Consider the following 14662-nt stretch of genomic DNA (forward strand, 5'->3'; position numbering starts at 1 on the left):
GGGTACTGCTTCTCAATGGCCTTCTCCACGGGGAACTTGTAGATGCCGCGGGAGCTCACGGTGGAGGCGGTCTCCGAGCCCAGGATGAAGCCCTGCGGGAAGGACTGATAGGCCTCCTCGTAGAGGTGCACGCGGTAGTTCAGGCCCGGGATGTCCAGCAGGGCCCCGAAACCCGAGGCCATCGTCGCCTTCACCTGGTCCATGCCCACGGTCACCGGGCGGGTAGGGTCCTCGCGGTGGAAGATCTCCTGCAGCCACTTGGCGCGCTTCACGCCCTCGGCGCCCCACTGGTCGGGCACCTCGTTGCCGGAGCTCCACATCACGATGGACGGATGGTTGCGGGTGGCCCGCACCAGGTTCACGATGTCCTTCTCAGCATATTCCTCAAAAAAGCGGTTGTAGCCGTTCTTCACCTTCGGCTTGGCCCACTCATCGAAGCTCTCGGCCAGGAACATGAAGCCCATCTCGTCGGCTAGTTCCAGCTGCTCCAGGGAGGGCATGTTGTGCGAGCTCCGGATGGCGTCGCAGCCCATGTCCTTCAGAATCTGCAGCTGCCGGCGCAGGGCGGCCTTGTTCACCGCCGCGCCCAGGGGCCCTAGGTCATGGTGCAGGCACACGCCCTTGAACTTGCGCACCTTGTCGTTCAGGCTGAAGCCCACGTTGGGTCTGTAGCTGATCTCCCGGATGCCGAAGCGGGTGGACACTTCGTCCCTCAGCACGTTGCCCGCGTAGAGCCTCGTCACGGCGGTGTAGAGGTAAGGCGTCTCGGGGCTCCAGAGCTGGGGGTTCGTGACCGCGATGTTCTGCTCGAACTCCTGCCCGAATACCTTCGCGGTGCTGTCGGTGGCCACGGTGTTGCCCTGGGCGTCCCGGATCTGGGTGACCAGGCGCAGGTTGCCGCCCGACACTTTGGTCTTCACGTTCACCTTGGCCAGGTCCCTGGAGATGAAGGGGGTGGTCACGAAGGTGCCCCACTGCTCGATGCTCTCGGGGTTCTTCACGATCACCTGCACCTTGCGGTACAGACCGGCCCCCGGGTACCAGCGCGAGGACTCCCCCCGGTTGCTCAGCTGCACGGCCAGCGTGTTTTTCTTCCCTTCCTGTACCTTGTCGGTGATGTCGAAGTGGAAGTAGCTGTAGCCGTACGCCCACTCCCCCACCTTCTGCCCGTTCAGGAAGACCCTGGGCTCGCTCATGGCGCCCTCGAACACGAGCAGCACCCTCTGCCCCTTCCGGTAGTGGGGCAGCGTGAACTCGTGGCGGTACCACGCCTCCCCGATGTAGGGCAAAGCGCCCGTCCGGCCGGTTTTTTCTGAGGGTACCTTCTCGCCGTTCTGCTCAATGGCGACCACCTGCTTGTCAATTTCTTTGTCAAAAGGGCCGTAGATGGCCCAGTCGTGCGGAACCGTCACCTTCTCCCAGCCCTTGTCGTTGAAGTCCGTGCGGTAGGCCTGGTCATGCTTCCCCTTCCGGAAACGCCAGCCCTCCCCCAGCTCCGTCACCACCCGCACCTGTGCCCAGGACAGGGTGGAAAAAAGGAGGAGCAAGGCAATTAATATCCTCTTGATCATAGACTATATGTGAACACAAAATTTACGAATACTGAATCCTGCTCTTTCAACATTTCCCTCGCCTCGCATCAGTACCGTTTTTTAGGGCAGCTGAAATAAAATGGGAGAAAAGCTACCTATTTCTCTAACCAAACTGCCTCTACCTCAAAGCTGTGGGCTTGGTTTGACGCAGCCTGATCTGGTGCTAAAGAAACCTCCAGCTTTTCTACTTGTGACAAAGAGAAGCCACCTGCTGGAGAAGCCTTGAACCAGAATGGGTGAAAGCCGGGGTAAGGTCTAGGAAGCAACATAAACTCGTCTGCTTTAAGGCTATTCAGCGGAATTTCAATGTTCTGGTAATTGGCCTCTGCTGTTATGGGTGAAGCGAAAGAGGTTGCATTTGCGGAGATCAACGCTACCCTTAATTTGGCGGGGGAAGGAGTAGCCGTTCTGATTCTGATCACCAGCTTTTTGAAGGTTTCCAGTTCTGCTTCTCTCCCTTTCAGCTTATCTCCTATGTACTGCTGGAAACCCATGGTACGCTCTACCGGCAGCTCTTTGCTGGTCAGCTTTAGGGCTAACTGGCCAGCCTCACCCGTGGTTTTCAATTCACGCTCGTCGCTTTTCCAGAGGTTAGGGAAGATAAACGGCGTACGATCATGCGTGGGGTTGAACAGCTCTAACTTTCCGTTCTCAGAGGCCACAAACGTCTGCCAGGTGTCGTTCTGGTAATAGTCCCAAGCCCAGGGATTGCCTTCGTGTCCACCCGGGTAAGTGTAATGGGACTCTCCTTCCTGCACCATGATCCGGTAATTCAGCAAACCAGGCGTAGTCAGATCCACTGGAACCACCGCGCGGTACGTGTACCCACCTACCCTTTCCATGCCAATGGTTTTGTACACCCCAGACAAATTATTGATCTGCAGGGTCACCTTCGCTTCAGGGGAGATGCCCACTACTTGCGCCTGAAGAGGGAATGTCTTTCCGGCCGAGACTTCCTTCAGGGGCTGATGGCTCACGTAAGGCTTAGAGTCATATGCCTGCGGGGCCACAAACTCCTTCACCTGCATGGTTCCAAACGTCTTATCACCGGTCCAGGAGCTTTTTTGCTTCTTGGTAAGCAGGTACGTTCCGGGTTGAACCTGGAAAGCACCTCCCTTGGCGGTAGCATTGAAGGTATTGCCGTCATTCACCCCTTTGATGAAATAGCTTTCCCCTAATTCAGCCAGCTTGATCTGCACGGATTGGGGTGCCCATTGAATGCGGGTCACTTCTTTGTTGGGCGAGGCCTTGGCGAAGGGGTCCCGGATGTGAATGGCATCGGGCATCACTTCCAGGCGCCACACCCCGTTCTCCAGCTTGTCCAGGAAGTAAGCGCCCGTTCCGGTGTACTGCACCACCGGTGAACTGCCTACGCCCGCAATTTTGGTCAGTTTGCCGCTATTCACGGGTTTGGTGGGCGTGCTGTTGGAGTAGTAAAACTCCTGCGGAGTATTCATCTCGCTCAGCGATTCCTTGTAACTTACCCGAAACACACTGAAAACGCTGTCTGCCGGGTACGTCCCGTAGTTCTTCCGAAGCGGCAGCTGGTGGAACGCCTTGGAGGCGATCAGCATGCTGATGGCTTTGGAAGGGGTGTACGCCAGGTTCAGGTAGTGGGTCTGGTATTCGGTGTTGCCGTAAGCGGTAGCCAGGGGATCATAGGCGAACTGGGTAGCCCACTGGAAACCCGCTCCCCGGAAACTCTTGGCCATGGCCGGATACATGTAAGAACCCAACACATCGCCGGCATCAAACTCATACACCATTAAGGCTTTGTTCTTGAACTCCGGGATGGTATCAAACGGAATATGGTAGCGGTCTACGTGCGGAAGGTAGTTCCCCTGCAGGGTACGGTTGGCCACCAGCCCGGTAGGGTACCACTGGAAGCTGAACCCGTCTACCTGTCCTTTCGCCACGGCATTGGCGTACCGGGGCGACTCGCTGATGTTGTAGAAAATAGGCTTGGTCCAACCGGTGTTGCGTATGGCAGCGGCCATCCGGTTCACGTACTCGGTGGTTCGGGCTTTAGGGCCTGAATGTTGCGGCTCGTTATTGATTTCGGCCCCAATGATGTTAGGGTCAGCCCCGTATGTTTGCTTGGTGTAGGGGTTTACGTGCTGCAGGAGTTGTCTCAGGTAATTTTCCTGCGCCTTGAAGGCGTGCTCATTGACTAAGGCCTTCTGCTTGCCGTACAGCCGGGAAAAACCGGGCGTCTCCTCATCTTTCTCGGGATAGCCATTCCCCCAGAATGCGATGGGCGTCAGCATCACCTTGATGTTCCGCTCCTTCAGTTTGTATACCAGGTAGTCAAAGAGGCGCAGTTGCTCATTCTGGATCAGGTTACCCAGCGTATCAGCGATTTCTGTGTCCCACACGTGCACCCGGAACGCGTCAAACCCCAGGCGGGCGAAATGGTACACATCCTGGTCAATGGCTTTCTCCGGATCCACGCCTCTCGCCTTCACAGAACGGTAACCATACGCGAAGGGTACCGTGTAGTTGACCCCGAAAAAGGCAGCCTCCTGATTGTTCTTCTTCCAGCGCAGGATGCCTTTTGCGTCAACGTACACCAGGTTCAGGTCTTGGTTGCCCTTTGTCTTCTGCGCAAAAAGGGGCTCAGAATTTCCTAATTGCAATCCCAACAAACCGGCAGAAAAGTAAAGGAGTACTCTTTTTCTCATGTGAAGCTAAATTGAAGCCTACCTAAGTAGGCAGATCTTGTATGATAAGGCCTTTTTTAGAAGATCCTTGTTGTGGTGTTTTTAGACTCTTTTGCCCAAAATAGCCTTAAAACCAATTTGGGCTTCTCACCTTGTTTTTTCCTCTTAAAGGCCAGGTACTTCCTAAACAGTATCCCTTAACCAGTGAAGTTCTCCTGGTTCACTCAGAACCTAAAGGCTCTTCACCATTCTAACGTATTCTAACCCGTTTTTTATGAATGGCTCTCCTTCCGCTTCCATTCCCATCTTCTGGTAAAAAGAACAGGCAGAGGATCTTGCGTGGCACCAAACTCTAGAAAGGTTCTGGGAAGAGGCATACGACAGGACATGCCCTAAAAGCTGCCGGCCTATGCCTTGTCCCTGATACTGCTGTAACGTGGCAAATTTCCTAAACTGCGCCTGGTCTCCCTGGATAAACAAAGAAACCACCGAAACCAGCTCCTGGTCCAGGAAGGCCCCGAAGTGTAGGCCGCCTTCGTCTTCGGGTAGTTGAACGAAGCTGATTGGTTTATGCGGCCACATGACCTGGTGCCGTAAAGGCCAGGTTTGGGGAGCGGATATTTCCCTGATCTCTAAACTAACGGGCATACTTGCGTTTGCGTAGCCAGAACTTTACCGCTCCGAAGGCCAACAACAGCACCAACGGAATGCCCAAGTTGATGGCCTGCCACTTGGTGCGTTCATCGCGCAGTTTGGCTTTATCAAGTGGGCGCAACTTGATCTCTTTTCCGCGCAGTTCAATCAGCCCCTTCTCATCCAGCAGGTAATCGGCTACGTTTTTCAGGAGTTCCTTGTTCGCGAAGCGGGCGCGGGTATAGCGGTCAAAACCCAACTCCAGCGGACGTCCCGAACGAGGGTCCACATCGTTTGCCCCTAAATCACCGTCTGAGAACACCACAATCTGCGAGGGTTTTCCTTCCGCCTGGAAAGGAATAGTAGCCCCTTCCGGCACCGGCCGGTTCCTGAAGACAGACTGAAATTTACCTTCCAGCAAGTACCCAATGGGAATAGCGTTCTCTTTAAACAAACTCGGATCACGGTCAATGCGCGGATCATTCAGGGAAATGGAGACCGGCGACTCGCGCTTGCGGGAATACTGGGAGGTCCAAAGCAAAGGCGATTTCCTGATGCCCACGGCTTTCACCGTATCCAAGGAACTGACAAAGCGGGTTTGTACCGCATCCAGGTTTCTGGTGAGCGGCAGTTTGCTGAAATTGGTGATAAGCGGATAATAGCGCCAAGGCACCAGCTGGGTCTGCGGCTGATTACCCATGTAGCCGGTCACCATCGGGATGAAGCTGGCATTCAGGTCCTGCACCAGGTCTGGGTTCACGCGCACGCCGTAGCGGAACAGCATGTCCTGGAGGTTCAGGTCATAAGGGAAGGCAAGGAAGCCCTGCTCGCCAATGCTGTCTAAGGCGGCCCTCACCCCATCTACCATGAACATCAATTTCCCGCCCCGCATCAGGAACTGGTCCATTTTGTACTTGTCCAGTTCAGAGAAGGGTTTGGTGGGTTTCATGAGCACCACCAGGTTGAAGTTGTTCAGGTTAGGCACCTGGGACAGATCCACTCGGTTCACGGTGTAGTACTCAGACAAAGTTCCCAGGAAATCGGCGGCCTGTGGCAACCATAATTCCCCGTGCCCCTGCAAAACCCCGATTCTGCCGGAACTGGTTGAAGCCACTTTCCGGATAGACGAAGCCAGTTCGTACTCAAGACCTTCAATAGATTGGTTCAGTCGCTCTTCCGGGGGAGAAGCCTGGCTCCCCCTTAATAAGGTAGCGGCTGTTTCTTTGTTTCCAGCGGAGATAAGTGCTCCGGGGAACACAATTTTCTCTACCTTTTTGTCTCCTTCCTGCGCAAACAGGTTGGTTGGTTGTAAGCCTTTTTGGGCTAACTGTGCGTAAAACTGGTTTCGGGCTTGTTCGTTAGTGTTGGCGCTCGGGTCTACAAACTGGTACTGCACTCTTCCATCTGAGTACAGCCTGAACTCCTCTAGCATTTCCCGGGTGCTGTTCTGTAGCCGACGGAAACCAGCGGGAAACTCCCCCTCCAGATAAACGGTCACCTGCACCGGCTCCTGCAGACCAGAGAGCAGATTCTTGGTTTGGTCAGAAATGGTGTAGCGTTTGTCCTCGGTTAAATCTATGCGGAAAAAGTAGCGGTTGGCCACGAAATTCAGGACCAATAAAAGGCCTACCGCCACCAGGAAGAAAGTCCAGTCGTGCCGACGGCGGCTCTCCACCACGGGCTTAGGCGTTTGGGTGTTTGTTTGCTCTACCATTTTCTGCTCTCCAATACCAGTTTAGTTCCTAACAGCATAATGGTAATGACACTCAGGAAGTACAGCACATCGCGGGAGTCAATCAATCCCTTACTAATGGAGCTGTAGTGATAAGAAATCCCTAATTGGGCGATGTAATAAGAGAAAGTACCCCAGGCATCAATAGAGGCCAGGAGATCAAAACCCGTATAGACCAGATAACACAGAAACACCGCCAGAATGAAAGCCACAATCTGGTTCTCTGTGAGTGACGAAGCAAAGATGCCCATGGCCACGAACACCGCTGCCAGAAACACCAGCCCCAGGTAAGAACCAGCCACGGCCGCTGAGTCAATGTTGCCTACCGGGTCCCCCAGTTGGTACACGCTCACGTAGTACAGCAAAGACGGCAGCAACGCAAACAAGGCCAGCAGCAAACAGGCGAAGTACTTGCCCAACAGCAGTTGGGTATCTGAAACGGGTTTGGTCAGCAACAGCTCCATGGTGCCGCCCTTACGCTCCTCGGCAAAGGTACGCATGGTAATGGCCGGAATCAGAAACAAGAATAACCAGGGAGCCAGTGCAAAGACACTTTGTAAATCGGCGTAGCCGTAATCCAGCACGCTGCTATCGGGGAAAACCCACATGAACAGGCCCGTGGCTACCAGAAACACGCCAATGACGATGTAGCCAATGAGCGAGTTGAGATATGAATTGAATTCTTTTGAAAGGATCGCGAACATATTGGTTAGACACTAGATATTAGACCCTAGCATCAAGACTTTTCTTAAGTTTTAGAGGCGTTCATGATGCGCCCCCAGGTTCTCTGCCTAGTTGTATAGTTCTAGATTTTGGGCCTGATTTCAGGAAAACAGGCCTGAAACAGTTTTTACTTTCCGGCCTTGGTTAAATCCTGAAACAGTTTCTCCAGCGAGTTTTCTTCCTGCTGAAGCCCTACCAGAGGCCAGCCTTTCTCCCCTGCCAACCGGAAGATAGCCGAGCGAAGATCTGTTTTTGGGGTTGCAATCACTCGGTATTTGAGTGGCCCAGCGGGTTCCACCCGCTCCACACCTGGCAGGGCAAGCAATGGCTCAGGATTCACCTCAGCCTCAAACTCGGCCAGGATTCTGGTTTCTTTGCGGCCCATGTTCCTGAGGTCAGCCACCGGACTATCGGCTACCAGTTTTCCCTGGTTAATGATGAGCACGCGGTCACAAAGGGCGCTTACCTCCTGCATGATGTGCGTGGAGAAAAGCACGGTCTTGGCCTGCCCTACTTCCTTGATCAACTGGCGGATTTCTACAATCTGGTTCGGGTCCAGACCGGTGGTGGGTTCATCCAGAATCAATACCGCCGGATCATGGATGAGAGCCTGCGCCAAACCTACCCGCTGGCGGTAGCCTTTAGACAACGCGCCAATCTTCTTGTGCTTTTCGCGGGTGAGACCGCACAGCGTGATCATCTCCTCGGTACGGGCCTTTACCTGGCTGCTGCTTAAACCATGCAGTTTCCCCACAAAATGCAGGTACTCGCGCACGTACATATCCAGATACAGCGGGTTGTGTTCTGGCAGGTAGCCCACCTGCCGGCGGACCTCTTTGGGTTCTTCCAGCACATCATGGCCGTTCACCAGTACCGTTCCGCTGCTGGGCGGCAGGTAACAGGTGGCTATTTTCATGGTGGTAGATTTTCCGGCTCCGTTAGGACCCAGAAAACCTACAATTTCGCCGGTACCCACCGTGAACGAGACGTGATCAACGGCGGCTTGCGGACCGTAAAGTTTGGTAAGTTCTTTTATTTCAATTCCCATGCAGATGGGTTAGGCTTTTTTAGCTGGAATGGGTCCTTTGGGCATCAACGGCCGGACCTCAATGTTTACTTGGTGGTAATTGAGCGGCGCCTGCAACGAGTGCAAAATGGTTGAGGCAATATCCTCTGGCTTCATCATGTACTCTGTGGAGGTAGCGCCTTCAAAATTGTCAAAGAAATGCGTGTCAGTAGAGCCAGGATAGATGCAGGTTACCTTTACTCCGTAGTTGCGCACTTCTTTGTACAAGGCTTCAGATAAACCGCGCACGGCAAATTTAGAAGCACAGTACCCGGTCAGGTTCTCGGAGCCCATTAAACCGGCAATGGAAGAAATATTGATGATGTGGCCTTCCCGCATGCGCTTCATGCCGGGCAGTACCAAACGGGTGCAGTAGAAAATACCGTTCACGTTGGTGTCCATCATGGTAAGCCAGTCTTTAGGGCTCATGGAATCCAACGCACCCTGAATGCCAATACCCGCGTTGTTGATTAACACCGATATGTTCTGGCGCAGACGCTCCTCGGTTTGCTCATAGGCGGCCCATACAGAATGATCATGGCGAACATCGCACTCAAAAAAGTAAAAATCCGGATGAGAAATCTTTGGTCTTGTGCGGCTCCAACTCACTACTGTTGCACCATGCTCTAACAAAAGCCGAGCGGTGGCTAATCCAATTCCGCTGCTGGCGCCGGTAATGACCACTACTTTTCCTTCTAATTCCATATTAGGTTTTATTTAACTCAAAATTAGTGAACAGTTGGCAGTTTCCAATTAACGGCCATAGGTAACGTTTACAGTACGTGCTAAACGATAAAAATTAAAAATTCAGTAAAAATAACGCACTCACCTAAGTACAATTTTACTCTTCTTTTGTTTTTCTCCTCTTTTTAGAAAAACAAACCTGAAACGAAGTTCTAGTTTACGTAAGCTTGTTGCTTTTGGCTGATAACCTCAGGCGCCTGAAAAGCAAGGCAGTAACCAACCCGCAACCGGCAAAACCCAGCCCCAGCACTTCTACTGACTGCCGGTGGTACACCACCGTTCCATCAAAATACCTTCCTTCTGAATTATAAGGCAGAGCGCATCTCTCAAAAAAGAAATATCCTACCAAGGCAGATCCTGCCAGAAAAAGCCCGAACAGAAAGATAAACAGAAGCCTCATGGCAGCTTTGCCCTAAATGTCTCCTAGCTGGGGCCGAAGCAACAATTCTTCAATCACGGTTTGTTTTGAAACGCTGTGGGCTCCCCAGATGGCGTTTGCCACGTCCTCGGGTTTCATGAAGCGCTCTTTGGGTAAATCCACGCCTTCCCAGCTGGCGGTGTAGGTGGCTCCGGGAAGCACCGCCGTAACCCGTATGTTGTGCTCCTTCAGCTCCTCGCGCAGTACCCTGGTCATGCCGTATAAAGCGTGTTTGGCTATGCAATAAGAGCCACCGTTGGTATAGGCGGTGATGCTGGCCGTGGAGCAGATGGTGAAGATATGCCCATCGCGGCGTTGGATCATGTCGCCTACCAAGCCCTTGGTGAGATCATAGGCGCTGTACAGGTTGGTGTTGATCATCTCGCGCAGCACGGTGTCGCTTTCCTGATGGATCATGCCGGGGATGAAGAAACCGGCATTGTTCACCAGCACGTCTACCTTTATATTAAGGGAGTGGATGTAATCCAGAAAACGCCGCACCTCGCCTTCCTGGCTTACATCGGTGGCCAGGTAAAACACCTTGGAGAAAGTAAAATTCTGCTCAATGTCCAGTTTCAGTTTATGCAGCTCTTGTTCGTTCCGGGCACAGGTGATGATATGGAATCCCTCGGCGGCAAAACGGTCTATAATGGCTCGTCCAATGCCTTTGGTTCCGCCTGTTACCACTATATATTTTTGCATGGCAATGATGTTTTTTCTTTTTTCAACGTAATATAGGCATTTGAAAATAAGTACGGCTTACTTACGCCTGATTGCGGTTTACCGCTTTGACCTCCTTTTTCCAAATACATGAAAACCTTTGGTTCTTTTTTACTCTTTCTATCCAGCCTTGTAAAGCGAGGGGAATCGCCTAAAATCCTCTCCCAAAGAACTATAGATGAAGCCATCCTGATAGGTATTGATTCTATTTTTATTGTGGCCGTGGTGTCGTCTTTCATTGGTGCGGTTACGTGCGTACAGATTGCCTATAACCTCACCAATGCCCTTATCCCAAGATCAACCATCGGGTTTATGGTACGGGAAATGACTATCCTGGAGTTGGCTCCTACTATTACTTCCATTGTGCTGGCCGGTAAAGTGGGGTCAAACATCGCCGGCGGATTGGGAACCATGCGAATCACCGAGCAGGTAGACGCCCTGGAGGTAATGGGCCTTAACCCCTCGTCTTACCTGGTGACGCCTAAAATCATCGCCTCTCTTCTTGTATTTCCCATGCTGGTGATCATTTCCATGTTCCTTTCCATCTTGGGCGGCTATCTGGCAGGTACTTTGTCCGGGGCTTTGTCTGGGCAGGAATATGTGACCGGGCTTCGGTCCGATTTCATACCGTATAACATTACGTTTGCGCTGATCAAATCTATTGTTTTCGCGTTCCTGGTTTCCTCTATCTCTTCTTACCAGGGCTACTTCACCGAGGGCGGCGCCTTGGAAGTAGGTAGAGCCAGTACCAAGGCCGTTACCAACAGCGTGATTGCCATCTTGATTGCAGATTACCTGTGCGCTCAAATATTGCTGTAAGCTTACAAAGCAAGGCAGCAAACCTTAGTTTGAATCATTATGATTGAAATTCATAACATACATAAAAGCTTTAACGGAGTCAAAGTACTGAGCGGCATCAGTGGCGTCTTTGAGTCTGGCAAGATGAACATGCTCTTGGGAGCCAGCGGTACAGGTAAAAGCGTGTTGCTTAAGTGCATTGTAGGGCTGGTGAAACCAGACATTGGCAGCATTACCTACGATGGACGCATTTTTGCCAACAACAAACTAGACATTAAACAGGAAATCCGCCGGAAAATAGGGATGCTGTTCCAGGGAAGCGCGCTTTTTGACTCCATGACCGTAAGCGAAAACGTGGAATTCCCCTTGCGGATGCTCACCGATATGACTAAGAATGAACGCCGGGACAGGGTAGACTTCTGTTTGAAGCGGGTAGGTCTGGAAAATGCCGGCCGGAAGATGCCTTCTGAACTGAGTGGCGGGATGAAAAAGCGGGTTGGTATTGCCCGGGCCATAGCCCCCAACTGTACTTACCTTTTCTGCGATGAACCTAACTCCGGCCTGGATCCCTTAACCGCCATTACCATTGATGAGTTGATCAAGGAAATCACCTTGGAATACAACATCACCACCATTGTTGTAACCCACGACATGAACTCCGTTCTGGAGTACGGCGACAATGTAATGTTCCTGTATAAAGGGAAAAAGCTCTGGGAAGGCCATAGCAGCACCATTATGGACACCCAGGTGAAAGAACTCAATGACTTCATCTTCTCTAACCGCCTCATGCGCGATGCGAAGCGAATGGAGCAGATTGAAGATGAACAAAGCCGGGAAGAAAAGCTCTAACCTTTCCTTATTCTGTTTAGAGGGCTTTTTCTGAAAATCAGCCCAAAAACAATCCAGGGCCTTAAGCATCTCAGTATTCATCCAACATGAACAAAAAAGGCGGCCCGAAATCAGGCCGCCTTTTTTGTTGATTTCTTGTTAAACCAGGATGAAATCTATGATCTCAGTACTCATAAAGGCAGAAGTAGCATCTATCAATTGAGGGCTTGAATCAGGCATTTATTTCTGATAAAAGAAAATGGAAGGCATTTACAATTTGAACAAAATGGCGAAACAAGCCTAAAAACAGGCAGTCTAGAGGTGAAGTATAACCAAACAGAAAAAGAAAAAGTCTTGGGTGTGGGCCCAAGACTTTGCTTTCTGTATGCTTAGAAAAACTTAGCTCCGTTTGTTCAATTCGTCGCGGATTTTAGCGGCACGTTCGTAGTCTTCCTTCTCCAGGGCATCGTTCAGCATGGTGTTCAGTTCCTCGGTAGAGACATCTGAAATGTTGCTTTTGCCGGTAGTGGCCGGAACGCTGGAACTGGCGGAAGAAGAAGAGGTTGGGATTTCTCCTGTTTCTTCATCTTCATCCTCCATATCACTCAGAATGATACCGGCTTCAGACAAGACAGATTCAACCGTGTAAATAGGAACCCCAAACCGTAAACCAATGGCGATGGCATCAGACGGGCGGGCATCCAGTTCAAATTCCTTCTCCCCGTCTGTGCAGACAATTTTGGAGAAGAAAACTCCCTCTTTTAAATCCGAAATCATAATCTCCTGCACGCGCACATTCATTTGCTGGGCAAATGACTTGAACAAGTCATGGGTGAGCGGGCGTGTAGGGTTAATCTTCTCAATCTGGATGGCAATGGATTGCGCCTCAAACATGCCGATGATGATGGGCAAGCGGCGGCTGCCTTCCTTCTCACCCAACACCAGGGCGAACGATCCAGATTGCGACTGGCTTGAGGACAAACCAAGAATCTCTAGCTCAATTTTCTTCACAGTTTCTCTTCTATTTGTCTAAAGCTTTTGCGGCTTCTATCAATTTAGGTACAACCTCTGTAGCATCCCCTACAATACCGTAATCGGCGGCTTTGAAGAAGGGGGCCTCTGGGTCTTTATTGATAACGACAATTACTTTAGAAGAGTTAACCCCTGCTAAATGTTGTATAGCCCCAGAGATTCCGACGGCAATATACAAATTAGGGCTTACAGTGATACCAGTTTGTCCAACGTGCTCGTGGTGAGGTCTCCAACCCACGTCTGCCACCGGCTTGGAACAGGCCGTGGCCGCTCCTAGCGCTTTGGCCAGGTCTTCAATCAAATGCCAGTTTTCAGGCCCTTTCAAGCCTCTTCCGCCAGAAACAACTAAGTCGGCCTCTGTCAGTAAGATATCGCCAGATTGCTTAATGGTTTCTTTAGGCGCGGTGGCAAAGTCGGCATCAGCTAAATCAGCGGAGAAATTCTCTACCGTGGCAGTGGCACCGGCGTTTGTTTCAATCTCAACGGCGTTCTTTTTAACCGCAATTATTTTTTTATCGGAGCTTAATTCTACGTCAGAAAACGCTTTCCCGGAGAACACGCCACGGCGAACGGTGAAGGTAGAGCCGTTGATCTGTGGCAGGGAAACTACGTTGGTGGCCAGGCTGGCTCCCAATTTCACGGCTAAGCGTGACCCAATGGCCGCCCCAATGTTGGAGTTGGAAAGCACAATTACGCTGGAGTTTTCCTGCTCAGCGGCTTTGGAAATCACTTTCACGTAAGCGCCAGGCACAAAATTGTGCAAACGGGTGTCATTGTCTAACAAAACTCTGGTGATGCCTTGGGCACCTAAACCAGAAAGGGCATCGGATTGAACGTCACCAATGGCAACGGCAGTAGCCGTGGTGCCCAGAGCGGCTGCTACTTGGCTCCCGTACGAAGCTGCTTCCAGAGAAGACTTTTTCACTTCGCCGTTCGCGCATTCTATCACTACTAATACTGACATGCTTATAGAACTTTAGCTTCGTTACGTAATAATTTAATTAAATCACCGGCATTCTCGGCAGGGATCATCTTCACGCCGGATTTGGCTGGTGGCAGTTCATAGTTCTGAACGCTGGTTTTAGCTTCTTGGCCTACTGGCTCCACTACTTTCAAAGGCTTGGTACGGGCCGTCATGATGCCGCGCATGTTTGGGATACGAGGCTCAGACATTGGCTGCTGGGCCGTTACCACCAACGGCAGAGAAGCTTCAATTACTTCTTTCCCGCCTTCAATCTCACGCTCTACCACTGCCGTGTTGCCGTTGATATCCAGCTTAATGGCCGGTGCGATGGTTGGGATGCCTAACAACTCTCCTACCATGCCGTGTACTTGGAAACCGTTGTAGTCAATAGACTCACGGCCCATCAGGATAAGGTCATATCCGCCCTCTTTGGCGTAGTGGGCAATCTGTTGGGCCACCAGAAAGGCATCGGTGGGCTTCAAATTAACTCTGATGGCATCATCGGCTCCAATGGCCAATGCCTTCCGGATGTTGGGCTCCGTATCAGCCTCCCCTACGTTCAGTACGGTGACCGTTCCGCCCAACGCCTCTTTCAACTCTATGGCACGGGTTAACGCATATTCATCATAAGGGTTAATAACAAACTGAACCCCCGCCGTATTAAACGATTTACCGTCTGGGGTAAACGTAATTTTGGTGGTGGTATCCGGAACGTTGCTAATGCAAACTAAGATCTTCATTTAACTTAGGGT

General features: G+C 51.5%; 14 protein-coding genes. 2 read left to right on the forward strand and 12 right to left on the reverse strand.

The annotated features are described in order from the left end of the window. The 9 genes from JT719_RS15835 to JT719_RS15875 all read right to left on the reverse strand — a co-directional run. The coding region (locus JT719_RS15835) for a glycoside hydrolase family 2 TIM barrel-domain containing protein (protein ID WP_278251879.1) at positions 1–1571 on the reverse strand (1571 nt) is incomplete at its 3' end. Between the two features lie 116 nt (positions 1572–1687). After that, positions 1688–4273 carry a cellulase family glycosylhydrolase gene (locus JT719_RS15840; protein WP_207434330.1) on the reverse strand — a complete coding sequence of 862 codons (2586 nt, stop codon included), beginning with the start codon at positions 4271–4273 and terminating at the stop codon, positions 1688–1690. 210 nt (positions 4274–4483) lie between these two features. Next, entirely contained in the window at positions 4484–4900 is a 417-nt protein-coding gene (locus JT719_RS15845) for a GNAT family N-acetyltransferase (protein WP_207434331.1), read from the reverse strand. Further along, positions 4890–6599 carry a gliding motility-associated ABC transporter substrate-binding protein GldG gene (gldG, locus tag JT719_RS15850; RefSeq protein ID WP_207434332.1) on the reverse strand — a complete coding sequence of 570 codons (1710 nt, stop codon included), beginning with the start codon at positions 6597–6599 and terminating at the stop codon, positions 4890–4892. Before gldG ends, JT719_RS15845 begins: the two co-directional genes overlap by 11 nt. Further along, positions 6593–7321 carry a gliding motility-associated ABC transporter permease subunit GldF gene (gldF, locus tag JT719_RS15855; protein ID WP_207434333.1) on the reverse strand — a complete coding sequence of 243 codons (729 nt, stop codon included), beginning with the start codon at positions 7319–7321 and terminating at the stop codon, positions 6593–6595. Before gldF ends, gldG begins: the two co-directional genes overlap by 7 nt. A 146-nt stretch (positions 7322–7467) precedes the next feature. Further along, entirely contained in the window at positions 7468–8388 is a 921-nt protein-coding gene (gene gldA / locus JT719_RS15860) for a gliding motility-associated ABC transporter ATP-binding subunit GldA (protein WP_207434334.1), read from the reverse strand. Positions 8389–8397: 9 nt separating this feature from the next. Continuing rightward, positions 8398–9111, reverse strand: a complete 714-nt coding sequence (locus JT719_RS15865; RefSeq protein WP_207434335.1) for an SDR family oxidoreductase — start codon at positions 9109–9111, stop codon at positions 8398–8400. Between the two features lie 196 nt (positions 9112–9307). Continuing rightward, positions 9308–9550 (reverse strand): hypothetical protein, encoded by a 243-nt coding sequence (locus tag JT719_RS15870; protein ID WP_207434336.1) that lies wholly within the window; start codon positions 9548–9550, stop codon positions 9308–9310. A gap of 12 nt (positions 9551–9562) precedes the next feature. Next, entirely contained in the window at positions 9563–10270 is a 708-nt protein-coding gene (locus JT719_RS15875) for an SDR family NAD(P)-dependent oxidoreductase (RefSeq protein WP_207434337.1), read from the reverse strand. Positions 10271–10378: 108 nt separating this feature from the next. Here JT719_RS15875 and JT719_RS15880 point away from each other — a divergent pair, with 108 nt between their 5' ends. Together JT719_RS15880 and JT719_RS15885 are read left to right on the forward strand one after the other, a co-directional pair. After that, positions 10379–11107 carry an MlaE family ABC transporter permease gene (locus JT719_RS15880; RefSeq protein WP_207434338.1) on the forward strand — a complete coding sequence of 243 codons (729 nt, stop codon included), beginning with the start codon at positions 10379–10381 and terminating at the stop codon, positions 11105–11107. Positions 11108–11146: 39 nt separating this feature from the next. After that, a complete protein-coding gene (locus JT719_RS15885) occupies positions 11147–11935 on the forward strand; it encodes an ABC transporter ATP-binding protein (protein WP_207434339.1) in 789 nt (262 codons plus the stop codon). A gap of 378 nt (positions 11936–12313) precedes the next feature. Here the strand turns inward: JT719_RS15885 and JT719_RS15890 are convergent, their stop codons facing one another. From JT719_RS15890 to JT719_RS15900, 3 genes are read right to left on the reverse strand one after another with little or no spacing between them, the layout of a single operon-like run. After that, on the reverse strand, positions 12314–12925 hold the full coding sequence (locus JT719_RS15890) for a bifunctional nuclease domain-containing protein (protein ID WP_207434340.1): 612 nt from the start codon (positions 12923–12925) through the stop codon (positions 12314–12316). A 10-nt stretch (positions 12926–12935) separates the two neighbouring features. After that, positions 12936–13910, reverse strand: a complete 975-nt coding sequence (locus JT719_RS15895) for an electron transfer flavoprotein subunit alpha/FixB family protein (RefSeq protein ID WP_207434341.1) — start codon at positions 13908–13910, stop codon at positions 12936–12938. Between the two features lie 2 nt (positions 13911–13912). Next, entirely contained in the window at positions 13913–14650 is a 738-nt protein-coding gene (locus JT719_RS15900) for an electron transfer flavoprotein subunit beta/FixA family protein (RefSeq protein WP_207434342.1), read from the reverse strand. Between the last annotated feature and the right edge of the window lie 12 nt (positions 14651–14662).

The sequence above is a fragment of the Sabulibacter ruber genome (genome assembly GCF_017355955.1).
In the GTDB taxonomy this organism is placed as follows: domain Bacteria; phylum Bacteroidota; class Bacteroidia; order Cytophagales; family Hymenobacteraceae; genus Nibribacter; species Nibribacter ruber_A.

Bases quoted from the DNA above. Each gene is read 5' to 3' on its own strand.
- JT719_RS15885 (WP_207434339.1), top strand. From the start codon at position 11,147: ATGATTGAAATTCATAACATACATAAAAGCTTTAACGGAGTCAAAGTA.
- JT719_RS15900 (WP_207434342.1), bottom strand. From the start codon at position 14,650: ATGAAGATCTTAGTTTGCATTAGCAACGTTCCGGATACCACCACCAAA.
- gldG (WP_207434332.1), bottom strand. From the start codon at position 6,599: ATGGTAGAGCAAACAAACACCCAAACGCCTAAGCCCGTGGTGGAGAGC.
- JT719_RS15895 (WP_207434341.1), bottom strand. From the start codon at position 13,910: ATGTCAGTATTAGTAGTGATAGAATGCGCGAACGGCGAAGTGAAAAAG.
- JT719_RS15875 (WP_207434337.1), bottom strand. From the start codon at position 10,270: ATGCAAAAATATATAGTGGTAACAGGCGGAACCAAAGGCATTGGACGA.
- JT719_RS15880 (WP_207434338.1), top strand. From the start codon at position 10,379: ATGAAAACCTTTGGTTCTTTTTTACTCTTTCTATCCAGCCTTGTAAAG.
- gldF (WP_207434333.1), bottom strand. From the start codon at position 7,321: ATGTTCGCGATCCTTTCAAAAGAATTCAATTCATATCTCAACTCGCTC.
- JT719_RS15870 (WP_207434336.1), bottom strand. From the start codon at position 9,550: ATGAGGCTTCTGTTTATCTTTCTGTTCGGGCTTTTTCTGGCAGGATCT.
- gldA (WP_207434334.1), bottom strand. From the start codon at position 8,388: ATGGGAATTGAAATAAAAGAACTTACCAAACTTTACGGTCCGCAAGCC.
- JT719_RS15865 (WP_207434335.1), bottom strand. From the start codon at position 9,111: ATGGAATTAGAAGGAAAAGTAGTGGTCATTACCGGCGCCAGCAGCGGA.
- JT719_RS15840 (WP_207434330.1), bottom strand. From the start codon at position 4,273: ATGAGAAAAAGAGTACTCCTTTACTTTTCTGCCGGTTTGTTGGGATTG.
- JT719_RS15845 (WP_207434331.1), bottom strand. From the start codon at position 4,900: ATGCCCGTTAGTTTAGAGATCAGGGAAATATCCGCTCCCCAAACCTGG.